The sequence below is a fragment of the Citricoccus sp. CH26A genome (assembly GCF_000224415.1).
In the GTDB taxonomy this organism is placed as follows: domain Bacteria; phylum Actinomycetota; class Actinomycetes; order Actinomycetales; family Micrococcaceae; genus Citricoccus.
Window position 1 is genome coordinate 1 of the sequence record NZ_AFXQ01000009.1, and the last position, 15880, is coordinate 15880.

Here is a 15880-nt window from a genome sequence, read left to right on the forward strand (position 1 = left end):
TGCCGGGGACGGCGGGCAGGTGCCGGTCCCGGCGCTGCCGCCGGGTCCTACAGTGGGGGCGTGAGCACCACGCGCGAGTCCCGCCGTCCCCGCGGATCCTTCTCCGGGCGGATGACGGCGCTCCTGTTCGCCGCCGTGGCCGGGACGCTGGTCATCTGCCTGCTGGCCATCGGCTGGCTCACGACCCGGCGCATCCACGACCAGGCGCAGCAGGAGGCCCTGGGGATCGCCCGCACGGTGGCCTCCATCCCGGAGGTGCGCGACCTCGTGGCCGAGCAGGCGGACGAGGACGCCCTGGACGCCCGCGCGCTCGCCGCCGGCCCGCTGCAGTCCTCCCTCGAGGAGATCCGCCAGCGCACCGGGGCCCTGTTCGTGATCGCCACCGAGGACCGGGGGTTGCGCCTGGCCCATCCCAACCCGGACCTGATCGGCCAGCGGGTCAGCACGGACCCGGTGGCGCTGTCCGGGGTGGAGGACACGTCCACCGAGCGCGGCACCCTCGGCGAGTCCCTGCGCGCCAAGGTCCCCGTCTGGTCCCCGGACGGCTCCCGCGTGACGGGAGAGATCAGCGTCGGGGTGTCCGTGGCCGCCGTGGCGGGTGACGTCCGCCAGGCCGCCGCGTCCGTGGCCGTCGTCGGGCTGGGCGGCCTGGTGCTGGCGGCGGTGTCCTCCGTCTCCCTGCAGCGTCGCCTGCGCCGGCTCACCCTGGGGCTGGAGCCCGAGGAGATCGCCGCCTCGGCACGGGACCAGGCAGCCGTCCTCTACGGGGTGCAGGACGGGGTGATCGGCGTCAGCCCCGAGGGCGTCATCACCGTCCGCAACAAGGCCGCACGGCTCCTCCTGGGCCTGCCGCACCGCACCGACCGGGACGACGTGGTGGGCCGGCGCTACGACGAGGCCGGACTGCCGCCGACGTTGACGGGAGCCGTCGCCACCGCCCTGGACCCCGCCACCCCGTCCACCGGGTTGCGCCTGTCGGTGGGGGAGTCCTCCATGATCGCCTCCGTGGTCCCGGTGCGGCGAGGCGATGTCGACCTTGGGGCGGTCGTGATGCTGCGGGACACGACGGCGGTGGAGGCCCTCGGCAGCCGGCTCGACGCCGTCGAGACCATGGCCTCCGCCCTGCGGGCGCAGCGGCACGAGTTCGCCAACCGTCTGCACGCCCTCTCCGGCCTGCTGTCCGCCGGCCATCTCGAGGAGACGCGGGAGTTCCTGCAGCAGGTCATCGACTCCGGCCCGGTCCGTGACCCCGTGCCCGGGATCGAGGCGGTGCAGGACACCTTCCTGCGGGCCTTCCTCGGGGCCAAGGGCGTGCAGGCCCACGAACTCGGGGTGGAGATCCGGGTCGGGGATGAGACCTCGTTCTGGCAGACCGTGGTCGATCCGCAGGACGCCACGGCGGTGCTCGGCAACCTCCTGGACAATGCCGTCCGCGCCGCGCTGGAACGCCAGGCCCCGGGCGGGGACCCGGCCGCCGGGCAAGCAGTGGAGGCCTCCGGGCGCCCCTGGGTCGAGGTCGACCTGCTGGGCGACGGCGACACCCTGCACCTGGCCGTCGCGGACTCCGGCAGCGGGGTGCCTGCGGGGCTGGACATCTTCACCGCCGGGACCACCACCCGGGAGGCCGGGGAGCACGAGGCCCACGGCCACGGGATGGGACTGTCCCTGGCGCGCAGGCTGGCACGCCAGCGCGGAGGGGATGTGTGGTTGGCTGAACCCGGCACCACGGACGGCGCCGGGGCCCTGTTCTGCGCCCGGCTCCCGGGGGTGCTGGCGGTCTCGGAACCGTCACCGGGACGGGCGACGCCGAAGGAGGCCCAGCGATGACGGCACTGCAGGACCGCGGAGGCGATTTCCGGGTGCTGGTGGTGGACGACGACTTCCGGGTCGCCTCCCTGCACGCGAGCTATGTGGACGCGGTGCCCGGCTTCAGGGCCCTGCCGCCGGTGAACGACGCCCGGATGGTGGTCCGGACGGTCGCGGACACCACGCCGGACCTGGTGCTGCTGGACCTCTACCTGCCCCACGTCTCCGGGCTGGACCTGCTCACGGCGCTGGACGTGGACGCCTTCGTCCTCAGCGCCTCCGGAGAGGGGGAGTCCGTCCGGACGGCCCTGCGCCGCGGTGCGCTCTCCTACCTGGTCAAGCCGTTCGAGGAGAAGGCGCTCGCAGACCGGCTGCGAGCCTACGCCCGGTACCGGCGGCTGCTGGCCGCCGGTACCCACGACCAGGTGGCGATCGACCGTGCGCGCCGAGTCCTGCTGGCCGAGGCCGAACAGGCCCCGCCGTCGGCGGCCGCCACCACGGAGCAGTCGGTGCTGGAGACCGTCAACGGCGCCGTCGAGGACCTGACCGTGATGGAGGTGGCGGAGGCCGTCGGGATCTCCCGCGCCACGGCCCAGCGGTACCTCTCCCACCTGGCACAGGCCGGCCAGGTCAACCTGGGGCTACGCTACGGTGCCCGGGGCCGGCCAGAGCACCGCTACGGCCCCCTGGACCCGAGCGCCCGGGGCTGAACGGGCCTCACGGGCGATCGCCCGGGGCCCGGACGTCCTCCAGGGCGGACAAGGCCTCCAGGAGCCGGCGGCGGAGGACGGTGGACTCCTCGGCGAAGCCGCGCTGGTGCCGCACGTATTCCGCGCGGCCTGCCGGCGTCTCGATCCGGATCGGCTCCAGGCCCCAGTCGGCCAGGTCGTAGGGGGACGCACGCATGTCCATGGTCCGGATCCGCCAGGCCAGCTCGAAGCAGTCGGCCACGAGGTCCGAGCTGAGCACCGGCAGCAGCTTGTAGCTCCACTTGTAGAGGTCCATGTTCGCGTGCAGGCAGCCGGGCTGCTCCAGGTCGACCTGGGTGGCCCGGGTGGGCTGCAGCTCGTTCAACGGCGCGGCCTCGGGGGCGTAGAAGCGGAAGGCGTCGAAGTGCGTGCAGGAGATCCGGTTCCGTTCGACCACCTCGTTGGTCCCCTCGGCGCCCAGCCGCAGGGGGACGGTGGAGTGCCGCACTCCGTGGACCTCCGACCGGTAGGCCATGGCCCACTCGTGCAGGCCGAAGCACGCGAGCCGGGCCGGCCGCTGCACGGTGGCCCCCAGGATCCGGTGGGCGAACTCGACCATCGACCCGCGCCGGTCGAGGAATGCCCCCACGTCGACCGTCCAGCCACCCGCCGGCAGTCCGGGGCGTGGATCGACCCACCGGTAGAAGCGCCAGCCGCCGGTGGCACCGGCGGGGACCACGTCGGAGGTCTCCCCGGGGCCGGGGTGCGGCTGCAGGCCCGGGGCGGGGCCGGCGTCGGGCCGGGCGATCTCTCCCGGGCTCCCGGCCCCGGGGTCTGCGGCCAGCACGACGCCGGCCCCCGGGTGCCAGCGTTCGAGGGCACCGGGGGTGAGCGAGTAGTAGGAGAAGAGGAAGTCGTGCACCGGGTGCCGGACCCCCGCCGCGTGCAGGTCCCTCAGGGGTGCGGTGTAGGCGCTGATGCGCTGCCGGTGGGACTCCGCGCGGCTCCGCCACTGCTGCGGGGACAGCACGGACAGGCCATCGAGGCGGGGAGGGAGCACCCGTCCAGAGTAGTCTCTGGACGGGTGCGCCCGCGTTCCCGGACGGGACGGAAGGCGGGCCCGACAAGCGGCCATGACGCATCGTTCCCTGTAAAAGATGTGTTTCAAGCCTTCCGTCGGGCCCCCAGACTCAGGTAATCTTCGGTCATCCCCATCCTGTGGTCGGCATCACTTCCACCGTCTCCACGTGCGTCCCGGGGCCCCGTGCCCGTCTCGCGGAACAGGCGCATTCCCCCGGCGACAGGATCAGCCGGGCATGATCGTGCCCGGTTCGCACCTTGGTGAGGAAGGCCAAGCTACATGTCAGAGAAATCCAGAGGCCGGCGCCGCTCGCTCACGGCCTTCGCGGCCGGACTGCCCCTCGTGGCCGGTTCGTTCCTGCTCCCCGGCGCCCAGGCCGCGCCCGATGCCGGCGTCCTCGACGCCGGTTCGGTGGACTCCGTGCTGCAGTCGGCGGTGCAGGAGTACAAGGACGGCAAGTACTTCGTCGTCCTCAAGGACGACCCCGCCCTGACCTACACGGGCGGTGAGGACGACCTCGCGCCGACGGCCGCCCCGAAGGGCACGTTCAATCCGAACTCGGCCCACGTGCGCAAGTACGAGCAGTTCCTGGAGGGCAAGCAGGAGAAGGTCGCGGCGGCGGAGGACGTCGAGGTGGACCAGTCCTTCTCCGTGGCGCTGAACGCCTTCACGGCGGACCTCACCGCCGAGCAGGCCCTGGAGATCTCGCGTCACCCGGACGTGCTCGGCGTGGCCGAGAACACGCAGGCGGCCCCGGATTACTCCTCCGTGGAGTTCCTCGACCTGCCGGGCCGGAAGGGCACCTGGAAGGACACCTACAGGGGCGTCAGGAACGCGGGCAAGGGCGTGGTGGTCGGCGTGATCGACACCGGTTACTTCCCGGACCAGGACATGCTCGCGGGCGATCCGGTCAAGGCGCTGCCGGGCCGGAAGAAGCCGAGGGTGGGGGAGCCGTACCTGACCGCCGACGGCGGGATCGCCATGCTCAAGTCCGACGGCACCACCTTCCGGGGCGAGTGCGAGCCCGGTCAGGACTTCACCGGACAGGAGTGCAACTCCAAGGTGCTCTCGGCGCGGTACTACTCGGAGGACTTCGAGCGATTCGTCCCCATCGACAAGCGCGACCCCAACGAGCGGCTGTCCCCGATCGACATCAGCTCCCACGGCACCCACACCGCCACCACCGCGGCGGGCAACGACGGCGTGGACCAGGTCATGAACGGCGGTGACTACGGTGAGGGCTCCGGCGTGGCGCCGGAGGCCAAGGTGGCCGTCTACAAGATCTGCTGGGAGGACACCGACCCGGACACCGGTGGCTGCTACTCCTCCGCCTCCGTGCAGGCGATCGAGCAGGCCATCGTGGACAACGTGGACGTGCTGAACTACTCCATCTCCGGCAACAACACCTCGGTGGTGGACCCCGTGTCCCTGGCCTTCAAGTCCGCGGCGGCGGCGGGCATCTTCGTCTCCGCCTCCGCCGGCAACTCCGGACCCGCCGCCAACACGGTCAACCACTCCGCCCCGTGGCTGACCTCCGTGGCCGCCGAGACCTTCTCCAACGAGCTGACGGGCACCGTGGAGTTCGAGGACGGCACCAAGGTCCGCGGCGTCTCGTCCATGGTCGAGGGGGCCGGCCCGGCCGACGTCGTGCTCTCGAGCGAGGTCGCCAAGGCCGGTGCCGCGGCCGAGGACGCGCGGCTCTGCGCCGTGGGCGCCCTGGACCCCGAGGCGGCCGCCGGCAAGATCGTGCTGTGCGACCGTGGCGTGACGGCTCGCGTGGACAAGTCCAAGGCCGTGGCCGAGGCCGGTGGCGTGGGCATGATCCTCGTGAACGTCGGCGGCGGCTCCGAGGATGCCGACCTGCACTCCGTCCCCACGGTGCACACCTCCGATGAGTCCGTCCGCCAGCTCGTGGCCACGACGGACCTCAAGGCCACCCTCGTCCCCGGTGACACCACCGGGCTGGAGGCCCAGCCGGTTCCGCAGATCGCCGGATTCTCCTCGCGCGGTCCGTCCAACGCGGTCAACTCCGACCTGCTGAAGCCGGACATCGCCGCACCGGGCGTCAACGTCATCGCCGGTGTCTCCCCGCTGGACCCGAACTACAACGGCAACGAGTACGGCCTGATGTCCGGCACCTCCATGGCGGCCCCCAACCTGGCCGGCATGGCCGCGCTGATGTACGGGAAGTACCCGAGGTGGTCGCCGATGGCCGTCAAGTCGGCCATGATGACCTCCACCCAGGACGTGTACAACGCCGACGGTTCCGCCAACCTGGACAACTTCGCCACCGGTGCCGGCTCCGCGGACCCCCAGGCGATGGCCGCCCCGGGCCTGGTCTACGACTCGAACTACCGGCACTGGAACAGGTTCCTGAACGGCAAGATCGCCGCCCGGGACGTCAACGTCCCGTCCTACGCCGTCTCCGACGTGGCCGGCTCGGCCACCGTGACCCGGACCCTGACGGCCACGGAGAGCGGCCGTTGGTCCTTCTCCGCGGACGTCCCCGGGTTCACGGTGACCGCCTCCCCGGCGACGCTGAACCTGAAGAAGGGCAGGTCGGCCACGGTCAAGGTCACCTTCACCCGGGACGGTGCACCGGCGAACACCTGGCAGCACGGTTCCCTGACGTGGTCCGGCGGCAAGAGGCGCTCCCCGGACGTCACCTCCCCGGTGACGCTGCGGGCCGTGGACGTGGCCGCCGATCGGGCGATCGAGGGCACCGGGTCCGAGGGATCGGCTGAGGTCACACTGACCGGTGGCATCACCGCCACCGTGGAGCCGACCGTCCTGGGCCTGGACAAGTCCGCCGACGAGGTCTTCGCCAAGGTGCCGGGTCCACTGAAGGGGACCACCGACGACTCGAACCACCTGTCCGCGACCTCGGTCGAACCGGGCACCACCACCGTCAGCTGGCACCTGCAGTCCGGTGACGAGGCCGCCGACTGGGACATGTTCGTGATCACCCCGGACAACCGGACCCTGCAGGTCGCCACCGCCTCCGCCTCGGAGCAGCTGACGCTGAGCGACCCGGCCCCGGGCACCTACTACGTGGTCTCGAACCTGTACTCGTCCCCGACCGGGACGTCTACCCCGGCCACGCTGAGCACGGTGAAGACCCAGGGGGACGCCGGCAACCTGAGCCTCTCCGAGGACCAGGTGGCCCTGACCCAGGGCGAGGACACCTCGGTGACCGCCTCCTGGGACGGTTTGACGGAAGGCACCTGGCACGGGCTCATCTCCTGGGTCCCGGGGACCGCCACCGCCGTCTCGGTGACCGTGGGCCCGGACGGCAAGGCCGCGGTGACGGACTCGGCCGGTACCGTGCTGACCCCGGAGGACGTCGAGCAGGCACCGCTGACCGACCTCGTGAAGGAGCGGTGACCCGCTCCTGAACCGGTGAAGACGGGCAAGGCCCCGGACCGATCGGTCCGGGGCCTTGCCGTGTCAGTCGTGTTCAGCGGCCGGTGCCGCCGTAGACCGTGGCCTCTTCGTCCGCGTCGAGGTTGAAGGCCTGGTGCACGGCCCGCACGGCGGTGTCCAGCATGTCCTCACGGGTGATGATCGAGATGCGGATCTCCGAGGTGGAGATCATGTCGATGTTCACCCCGGCCTGGTGCAGGGCGTCGAAGAACCGGGCGGAGACGCCGGGGTTCGACCGCATGCCACCGCCCACGAGGGAGAGCTTGCCGATGTGCGGGTTCAGCAGGATGTCCTCGAAGCCGATCTCGTCCTGGGCCGCGCGCAGGGCCTCGGTGGCCTGCTTGCCCTCGGTGATCGGCAACGTGAAGGAGATGTCCGAACGGCCGGTCTCCACCCGCGGGACGTTCTGGACGATCATGTCGATGTTCACGTTGGCGGAGGCGATCACGTTGAAGACCTCCGCCGCCTTGCCCGGGACGTCCGGGACGCCGTAGACGGTGATCTTGCCCTCGGACCGGTCGTGGGCGACGCCGGAGACGATCGGCTGTTCCATGGGTTCGCCTTCCTCGATGGTGATGGTGTCTTCAGGGTTGGGACGCACCCAGGTGCCCTCGTTGTGGCTGAACGACGAGCGCACGTGCAGCGGCACGCCGAATCGGCGGGCGTACTCCACGCAGCGCAGGTGCAGGATCTTGGACCCGGAGGCGGCCATCTCCAGCATGTCCTCGGAACTGATCTCGTCGATCTTCCGTGCGGACGGGACCACGCGTGGGTCGGCGGTGTAGACGCCGTCGACGTCCGTGTAGATCTCGCAGACGTCGGCACCCAGGGCTGCGGCGAGGGCCACGGCCGTGGTGTCCGAGCCACCGCGGCCCATGGTGGTGATGTCCCGGGACTCCCGGCTCATCCCCTGGAATCCGGCCACGATGGCGATGTTGCCCTCGTCCACGGCGTCCTTCACGCGGTTCGGGGAGACGTCGATGATGCGTGCCTGGCCGTGCAGGGAATCGGTGAACATCCCCGCCTGGGAACCGGTGAAGGAGCGTGCGGTGGACCCGAGCGAGTGGATGCCCATGGCCAGCAGGGACATCGAGATGCGCTCGCCCGCGGAGAGCAGGATGTCCATCTCGCGGGCCGGCGGGTCGATGTTGATCTTCTCGGACAGGTCCAGCAACTCGTCCGTGGTGTCACCCATGGCCGAGACCACGACGACGACCTGGTGGCCGGCCTGCTGGGTCTCGACCACGCGTCTGGCCACGCGCAGGATTCCATCGGCGTCGGCGACGGAGGATCCTCCGTACTTCTGGACGATCAGGCTCATGCGGTTCCTTGGGTAGGGGTCGGGCCCGCAGGGCGCGGGCTGTCGGTCGGCTGCGCCCTAGTCTACGGGGGGTCACGGACCCGGTTCCGACCATGAACGAGGCGGTAGAGCACCACGCGGCCGAGGGGCCCGCCCGACCACGTGCCACACCAGCACCGGTCACCTGCCGGCCCGCGCCGACCACGTGCCGGACCCGCACCGACCACGTGCCGGACCCACGTCGATCGCGTACCGGGCCGCGTAGTGCACGCCAGGGTGCGGTCCCGGCCCTGTCCTTGCCGCCCGACCCCCCGTACCGCACGATGGTGCCATGACGACTCCCGGCGGCACCGACGAGTCCGGACCGCCGGCGGCGACGGGGCTGCCGCCGGACGCGCCGCCGTCGGGCATCACCGCCACCGGCGTGACGCGCCGGTTCAGGTCGGTCCGGGCCCTGCAGGGGGTGGACCTGATGGCCCCGCCCGGGGCGATCACGGCCCTGGTGGGGCCCAACGGATCGGGCAAGACCACGCTGATGCTCGTGCTGGCCTCCCTGCTGCGGCCCGACGCCGGCTCCGTCCGGATCGCGGGAGCGGACCCCGCCCAGGACCCGGCCGGGGTCCGCCGCCGCACGGGCTGGATGCCGGACACCCTGGGGGTGTGGGATGCGCTGACCGCCCGGGAGATCCTCGAGATGATGGGTCGGCTCTACGGGCTCGACCGGGACGTCGTGCGTTCCCGGGCGGGACAGCTGCTGGAGTGGCAGGAGCTGAGCACCCTGGCCGACGAGCCGGCGCGGGTGCTCTCCAGGGGCCAGCAGCAGCGACTGTCCCTGGCGCGGGCCGTCATCCACGAGCCCCAGGTCCTGCTGCTGGACGAACCGGCCTCCGGGCTGGACCCGGGATCCCGGGTCCGGCTGCGGGACGACCTGCGGCAGATGGCGGCGGCCGGCAAGACGATCCTCGTCTCCTCCCACGTGCTCTCCGAGCTGGACGAGATGGCGGACGTGGCCGTGTTCATGCAGGACGGCCGCACCGTCCGGGTCGAGGACCTGGGCGGTGACGGTGCCACCGGGGGCCGGTACCTCATCACCGCCCTGGACGTCTGTCACCTGCTGACCGTGCTGGAACGCTACTCGGTGGCGTACCGGCGGCAACCGGGCAGGCGTGAGGACTCGGTCAGCGTGGAGGTGAGTTCCGCCGAGGAGACCGCGGACCTGCTGTCCACCCTGGTCGGGGAGTGTGTCCGCGTCGTCGCGTTCACGCCGGAGGCCTCCCGGCTGGAGACGGCGTACCTGGAACTGGACCGGATGCGCTCCGTCGCACCGCCCGCGCCCGGTGCCGGCGTGGACGACGATGCGCGGCCGGGTGCGCCCGGGCCGGACGCCGTCGGGACGGACACCGGTGCGCCCGGTGGTGCGAACCGCGCGTCGTGGCGCGCCGGCAGGGGGGAGGACCGGTGATGTCCCGGGTCGACGAGTTCGTGCAGGAGGGCAGTGCCAGGCTGGGCTGGGGGCGGGCACTGGCCACGGTGGTGCGCATGGACGTGCAGCAGCGGCTGCGCTCGCGCACCTGGTACATCATGCTGGCGGTCTGGTTCGTGGTCATCGGGCTGGTGACCTGGGGCGCGTTCGCCAGCTTCAACGTGCTCTCCGCCGAGGAACCGGTCGGACCGGGCGCGGGCCGCTTCGTGTTCGAGGCCGTCGTCGGCTTCGTGCTGTTCTTCGGACTGCTCGTGGCCCCGGCGGTGTCCGCCAGCACGATCAGCGGAAGCCGGTCCGGGGGGACGCTCGCGGTGATGCAGGTGACCCTGCTGACGCCGGGCCAGTTGCTGCTGGGCAAGTGGCTGGCGTCCTGGATCGCAGCGCTGGCCTTCCTGGCCACGGCGCTGCCGTACATCGTGGTGGCCATGTCCATGGGCGGTCTGGACGTCTCCGGCCTGGTGGTCTTCGTGGTGATGGTGGCGGTCGAGCTGGGCGTCGTCTGCGCGGTCGGCACCGCGGCGTCCGCGGTGGCGGACCGTACCCTGTTCGCGGTGGTGGTCACCTACCTGCTGGTGGCCCTGTTCACCTTCGGCACGCTGGTGGCCTTCGCGCTCACCATGCCCCTGACCCAGACGACGATCCCGGCGAACACCCCGCGGTGGGCCGTGGCCGAGGGTGAGGACGTCCCGGAGGGGTCCGAGGCCTGCTTCGGGCCGCTGGTCCCGCAGACCGCCTACGACACCCGGGCGACGTACTGGATGCTCGCCGCCAACCCGTTCGTGGTGGTCTCCGACGCCGTGCCGACGCCGGCCAGCGTCCCCTACGATCCCGACGATCCGGACACCTGGGCGCCGGACGGGGTGATGACCACCATCTCGTTCGGGGTGCGGTACCTGCAGCGGCCGCCCGAGACGAACGTGCTGTGCGCCTACGGTGAGCCGGCAGAACCGGGGGACGAGGAGGCCTGGCGTGGCACGCCCGTCTGGCCCCTGGGCCTGGGCCTGCAGTGGGTGGTGGCCGGCGGGCTGCTCGCGTGGGGCCGCTTCCGCCTGACCACCCCCGCGGTCCGTCTGCCGCGGGGCCACCGGGTGGCCTGACCGAGGGCCGACACCGGTCCCTAGCGGGTGCCGATCTGTCCCTCGCCGAGCACGGCCTTCAGGAACTTCCGGGTGCGCTCGTGGGCGGGGGCCGTGAACATCGTGTCCGGGTCGGCATCCTCGACGATCGATCCGCCGTCGAACATCAGCACGCGGTCGGAGACGTCCCGGGCGAACTGCATCTCGTGGGTGACGATCAGCATGGTGATGTCCGTGGTCTCGGCGATGCGCCGCAGGATGCCCAGGACCTCTCCCACGATCTCCGGGTCCAGCGCCGAGGTCACCTCGTCCAGCAGCAGGATCTCCGGGTCCATGGCCAGGGCGCGGGCGATGGCCACGCGCTGCTGCTGGCCGCCGGACAGGGAGGAGGGGTGGGCGTCGGCCTTGTCGTCCAGGCCCACCTGGTGCAACAGGTCCCTCGCCCTGCGCGTGGCCTCGGCCTTGGACTGGCCGAGCACGTGGATGGGGGACTCGGTGATGTTCTGGATCACGGTCATGTTCGGGAACAGGTTGAACTGCTGGAAGACCATCCCGATCCGGGTACGGGTCCTCTTGATCTCGCGATTCGACAACCGCACGCGCCTGCCGTCCACGATCCGGTGGGTCAGGGGGTCCCCGTCGATGAGGATCAACCCGTCCGTGGCCTCCTCCAGGGTCATGACCAGCCGCAGGATGGTGGTCTTGCCCGAACCGGACGGACCGATCAGGGTCACGCGCTCACCCCGGTTCACGTGGAAGTCGAGGTTCTTGAGCACCACGTTGTCCCCGAAGCGCTTCTCCACGTCCCGGAACTCGATGATCGGGGTGGCGGCGGGGTCAGTTGGCGTAGGCAAGGCGCTTCTCCATTCGGCGGATGAGGACGGAGGTCGGGTAACTGGCCAGGAGGAAGATGATGCCGGCCAGGGTGATGGCCTCCACGTAGCGGAAGTTGTTGCCGCCGAAGATCTGGGCCGCGTTGACCATCTCGACCACGCCGATCACCAGCAGGAACGGTGTGTCCTTGAACATGGAGATCGCGTAGTTGCCCAGTGCCGGCACCGTGGCCCGCAGGGCCTGCGGGATGACGACGGCGGCCCAGGTGCGGCGCGTGGACATGGACAGGGCCGTGGTTGCCTCCCACTGGCCCTTCGGCACCGCGTCGATCCCCGCGCGGTACACCTCGGACATGTAGGTGGAGTAGTGGATGCCGAACACCACGATGCCGATGGTCATGGCATCGACCATCAGGAACGCGTAGTAGGCGAACAGCAGCTGCACGACGATCGGGGTCATGCGGATGAAGGCCACGAACCACTTGACGATCCCCGAGACCGGTTGCGGGGCCAGCCGGATCAGCATGGCCCACACCAGTCCCAGTACCGCGGCGATGGCCGTGCCCAGCACCGTCACCAGGAGGGTGACCGTGAGGAATCCCTCGAGCACGGGGGGGAGGGCGCGGAAGAACATCTCCCAGTCCCAGAGGTCGCGTTGGTCCTGCATCAGAACCCCCTCCCCGCGGTGGACAGGCTGTCCTTGGCGGTCGGCGTCGGTGAGAGGATCTCACGCAGGGACGGGCCCCGGCCGAGCCGGTGCTTGGCGCGGGCCTCGAGGGCGTTCATGACGAGCGTGAGCGCCAGGGCCAGCACGAAGTACCCCACCAGTCCGACGACGGCGTACGCCCAGGTCGTGTCCGTGACCCGGCGCAACTGGTCCAGATGGAAGGTGAAGTCCTGCAGCAGGATCACGCTGACGATCGCGGTGCCCTTGAGCAGGTGGACCATCAGGCTGGCCAGGGAGGGGATCATCAGCGCCCAGGCCTGCGGGAAGATCACCCGGCGCATGCGGTGGACCGGTGACATGGACAGTGCCGTGGTGGCCTCCCACTGGCCCCGCGGCACGGAGGCGATGGACCCCCGCACCACCTCGGCGGCATACGCCCCGTAGTTCAGCCCCAGGGCCAGGACACCCACGACCATGCCGGGCAGGTCGATCCCGAACTGTGGCAGGACGAAGAAGATGAAGAACAGCTGGACCACCAGTGAGGTCCCCCGGAAGAACTCGATGATGATCCGTCCGGGCACGGACAGGGCCCTAGCGGGGGCTCCGGCCATCAGCCCGAGGATGATCGCCAGGACGAGGGCCAGGGCCGAACCGAGGACCGTGAGCTGGATGGTCACCCACAGCCCCCGGGCCAGGAACGGCCAGGCCTCGACGGTGGCCTGGATGTTCTCCAGCACCGTGCGTCAGCCCAGGTCGCCGGAGCAGAGCTGCTCGGTGGTCAGGTCCTTCGGCGGCAGGTTCTCGGCGGTGAAGCCGTAGTCCCCCACCACTTCCAGGTAGGACTCCTCGGACTCGGTGACGGAGGCCAGGGACTCGTTGTAGGCCTCCACCAGCTCCGTGTCCTCCTGGCGGAAGACGGTGGCGCCGGCGCCGACCTGCTCGACGCCGTCGATCACCTGCACGAAGGCCTCGGTGGTCTCCACCCCGGCGTCCGGGTTCTCCTCGGCCATGACGTTCAGCGAGATCGCGGTCATGGCGAAGGCGTCGGCGCGGCCGTTGGCCACGGTGTCCATGCCGGTCTGGGCGTCCGGGACGGACTGGACCTTGAGGCCGAGCGACTCGGCGTAGCCTGCCTCGATGCCGCCGGCCAGGACCGCCAGGTTGACGTTCTCGCCCGAGTCGATCTTCTGCTTGACGGAATCGAGGTCCGTGAGGTTCTTCGGATTGCCCTCGGCCACCATCAGGGTGGTGGTGTACATGATCTCCGGATCGGAGAAGGCGGCCTGGGCGCAGCGGTCCGGAAGGATGGACATGCCGGCGGAGACCGCGTCGAAGCGACCGGCGTTCAGGCCGGGGATCAGCGAGTTCCACTCCACCAGTTCGGCCTCGACGTTCTCGATGCCCATGTCCGCGAAGATCTTCTCGTGCATGGCCACGGTGGCCCCCGCCGGTTCCCCGCCCTCCAGATAGGAGTAGGGGACCTCACCGGCGATGCCGACGGTGATGGTGCCCTCCTGCTGAAGGCGCTCCAGGGTGTTGCCCGCGGCAGCGGTGCCACCCTCGCCTTCGCCTCCTCCGCCCCCGCACGCCGTGAGCAACAGGGCCGAGGCGGACAGCAGGCCCAGCCCCAGCAGGCGCCTTCGGGGGGAACCGGGATTGCGGGAGTCCGCCGTGGACTGGTCGGTGGGGGTGGGGACGGTCATGGTCTGCTCCTCAACCTCCCGGCCCCCGGGCTGCCAGCGTGGGGCCGGTCGTGCGAATGATGACGGTGCGAACGGTGTGCGACGCGGGCTCCGGTGCGGTGCCAGGCCGAGGATGGCCTGCCCGGCGGCCGGAATCACCGCTAGTGAGGCAACTGATTGCCGACGCTAGCAGAATGTGATCCAGCACACCATGGGATCGTCGACCGGAGGAATGTCGACAATATAACGATCCCCATGGCAGGATCTGGCCCACAAGCGCCCTCGGGCTCCGTCGGACCGTCCCGGGCCGGGTGCGCACCGAGCGGCCGTGTCCCGTGCCGGACGCACCGATGCGTGGAAAGGAAGACGCGCATGAACACGCCCGCGGCACCGGAACCGTCCCGGCGCGACGGCCTGGTGGCTCGCCCGCTGGTCAAGGCGGTCCGGCGCCCGTCCACGGTGGACCTCATCACCGTGGAACTGCGGGCCGCCATCTACGGCGGAACGCTGCGGCCGGGGTCCTCGGTGCGCGAGGCGGAGATCGCCGCCCAGCTGGGCGTGAGCCGCGGTCCCCTGCGCGAGTCGGCCCAGCGGCTGGTCCAGGAGGGGCTTCTCGTGACCCGGCCCGGAGCGGGCCTGCGGGTGGCCATGATCGACCGGGACGAGGTGGAGGACCTCTACCAGGCGCGACTGGCGATCGAGGGTCACGCCGTACGCGTCCTGTCCGGTCTGGACGAGGCGCAGCGGGCCGAGAGGGCGGGCACGGTGCGAGTCCTGCTGGCCGCGCTCGAATCAGCCGTGGAGGCGGGCACGGACGCCCGGCGGATCGGGGACGCCGACCTGGACCTGCACTACGGCCTCGTCGAATCCACGGGGAACCACCGGCTCACCGCCTACGCGTCCACGCTCATCGTGCAGACCCGCATCGCCGCGCTGTCCCACCCGGAGGGCTACGTGGTGCGGACCGACATCCTGGACGTGCACCGCAGCCTGTTGCGCCAGGTCACCGAGGGCGACGCCGAGGGGGCCTGCCGCACGCTGGACGAGCACTTCCGCCAGACCGTGGACCGGCTCCGGGGTGACCTCACGGAACCGTTCAGCACGGTCGCCGGAAGACCTGACGGTTCGGGCTACACGTTCAACCCGCTGGCATAGTCCTGGTGCGACGGATCACCCGGTGACGCTGCGGCGGCCCTCGAAGGCGCGTCCCAGGGTCACCTCGTCCGCGTACTCCAGGTCGCCGCCGACGGGCAGTCCGGAGGCCAGCCGCGTGACCTTCAGGCCGGTGGCCCCGAGCATGCGCGACAGGTAGGTGGCCGTGGCCTCGCCCTCCAGGTTCGGGTCGGTGGCGAGGATGACCTCCTCGATCGCCGCATCCTGGAGACGGGTGAGCAACTCCCGGATGTGCAACTGGTCCGGCCCGATGCCGGCGATCGGGTTGATCGCCCCGCCGAGCACGTGGTACCTGCCGCGGAAGGTCCGGGTGCGCTCGATCGCCATGACGTCCTTGGACTCCTCCACGACGCACACCTGGGAGGGGTCCCGGCGCTCGTCCCGGCAGATCGAGCACGTCTCCTGCTCGGAGACGTTGAAGCAGATCGTGCAGAGCTTGACCTTGTCCTTCACGGTCCGGATGGCGTCCGCGAGCCGCAGCATGTCCTCGGGGTCGGCCTCCAGGATGTGGAAGGCGATGCGCTGGGCGGACTTGGGGCCGATGCCGGGCAGCCGCCCGAGTTCGTCGATCAGGTCCTGGACCGCACCTTCGTACACGTTACCGACCACTTTCCGCGTTGGATCACTGCCCCCGGGCCCGGACGAAAGGACGTCGTCCGGGCGGCTC

13 protein-coding genes are annotated in these 15880 nt (G+C 70.9%); 6 read left to right on the forward strand and 7 right to left on the reverse strand.

Annotated features, from left to right (window positions below; genetic code table 11):
* Positions 1 to 60 precede the first annotated feature (60 nt).
* Both CITRI_RS16760 and CITRI_RS0107175 read left to right on the forward strand, forming a co-directional pair.
* Positions 61 to 1827, forward strand: a complete 1767-nt coding sequence (locus tag CITRI_RS16760) for a sensor histidine kinase (protein ID WP_040385989.1) — start codon at positions 61 to 63, stop codon at positions 1825 to 1827.
* A complete protein-coding gene (locus CITRI_RS0107175; RefSeq protein WP_010144020.1) occupies positions 1824 to 2516 on the forward strand; it encodes a response regulator in 693 nt (230 codons plus the stop codon). The genes CITRI_RS16760 and CITRI_RS0107175 overlap by 4 nt, the downstream gene beginning before the upstream one ends.
* A gap of 7 nt (positions 2517 to 2523) precedes the next feature.
* Here CITRI_RS0107175 and CITRI_RS16765 read toward each other — a convergent pair whose 3' ends face one another.
* Positions 2524 to 3555, reverse strand: coding sequence for a hypothetical protein (locus CITRI_RS16765; RefSeq protein WP_010144021.1), 1032 nt, complete (start codon positions 3553 to 3555; stop codon positions 2524 to 2526).
* Between the two features lie 300 nt (positions 3556 to 3855).
* Here CITRI_RS16765 and CITRI_RS0107185 point away from each other — a divergent pair, with 300 nt between their 5' ends.
* Positions 3856 to 6960: a S8 family serine peptidase gene (locus CITRI_RS0107185; RefSeq protein WP_010144022.1), complete on the forward strand. Its 3105-nt coding sequence runs from the start codon at positions 3856 to 3858 to the stop codon at positions 6958 to 6960.
* A gap of 73 nt (positions 6961 to 7033) precedes the next feature.
* On the opposite strand, the gene CITRI_RS0107190 is transcribed toward CITRI_RS0107185, so the two are convergent.
* Complete coding sequence (locus CITRI_RS0107190) at positions 7034 to 8320, reverse strand: aspartate kinase (RefSeq protein WP_010144025.1); 1287 nt, start codon at positions 8318 to 8320, stop codon at positions 7034 to 7036.
* A 310-nt stretch (positions 8321 to 8630) separates the two neighbouring features.
* Between CITRI_RS0107190 and CITRI_RS0107195 the strand changes: the two genes are divergently transcribed.
* Complete coding sequence (locus CITRI_RS0107195; protein ID WP_010144027.1) at positions 8631 to 9761, forward strand: ABC transporter ATP-binding protein; 1131 nt, start codon at positions 8631 to 8633, stop codon at positions 9759 to 9761.
* Entirely contained in the window at positions 9761 to 10879 is a 1119-nt protein-coding gene (locus CITRI_RS0107200) for an ABC transporter permease (protein ID WP_010144028.1), read from the forward strand. Before CITRI_RS0107195 ends, CITRI_RS0107200 begins: the two co-directional genes overlap by 1 nt.
* A gap of 20 nt (positions 10880 to 10899) precedes the next feature.
* On the opposite strand, the gene ehuA is transcribed toward CITRI_RS0107200, so the two are convergent.
* The 4 genes from ehuA to ehuB are packed head-to-tail and all read right to left on the reverse strand — an operon-like array spanning position 10900 to position 14061.
* Positions 10900 to 11712 carry an ectoine/hydroxyectoine ABC transporter ATP-binding protein EhuA gene (ehuA, locus tag CITRI_RS0107205; protein WP_010144029.1) on the reverse strand — a complete coding sequence of 271 codons (813 nt, stop codon included), beginning with the start codon at positions 11710 to 11712 and terminating at the stop codon, positions 10900 to 10902.
* Positions 11696 to 12358 (reverse strand): ectoine/hydroxyectoine ABC transporter permease subunit EhuD, encoded by a 663-nt coding sequence (gene ehuD, locus CITRI_RS0107210; protein WP_010144030.1) that lies wholly within the window; start codon positions 12356 to 12358, stop codon positions 11696 to 11698. The genes ehuA and ehuD overlap by 17 nt, the downstream gene beginning before the upstream one ends.
* Positions 12358 to 13095 (reverse strand): ectoine/hydroxyectoine ABC transporter permease subunit EhuC, encoded by a 738-nt coding sequence (gene ehuC / locus CITRI_RS0107215; RefSeq protein ID WP_010144031.1) that lies wholly within the window; start codon positions 13093 to 13095, stop codon positions 12358 to 12360. The genes ehuD and ehuC overlap by 1 nt, the downstream gene beginning before the upstream one ends.
* A gap of 6 nt (positions 13096 to 13101) precedes the next feature.
* Positions 13102 to 14061 (reverse strand): ectoine/hydroxyectoine ABC transporter substrate-binding protein EhuB, encoded by a 960-nt coding sequence (ehuB, locus tag CITRI_RS0107220; RefSeq protein ID WP_010144032.1) that lies wholly within the window; start codon positions 14059 to 14061, stop codon positions 13102 to 13104.
* Positions 14062 to 14412: 351 nt separating this feature from the next.
* Here ehuB and CITRI_RS16770 point away from each other — a divergent pair, with 351 nt between their 5' ends.
* The gene (locus tag CITRI_RS16770) at positions 14413 to 15195 is read left to right on the forward strand and encodes a GntR family transcriptional regulator (protein WP_010144033.1); all 783 of its coding nucleotides are present in this window, start codon (positions 14413 to 14415) and stop codon (positions 15193 to 15195) included.
* 15 nt (positions 15196 to 15210) lie between these two features.
* Here the strand turns inward: CITRI_RS16770 and recR are convergent, their stop codons facing one another.
* On the reverse strand, positions 15211 to 15810 hold the full coding sequence (gene recR / locus CITRI_RS0107230; protein WP_010144034.1) for a recombination mediator RecR: 600 nt from the start codon (positions 15808 to 15810) through the stop codon (positions 15211 to 15213).
* Positions 15811 to 15880 lie beyond the last annotated feature (70 nt).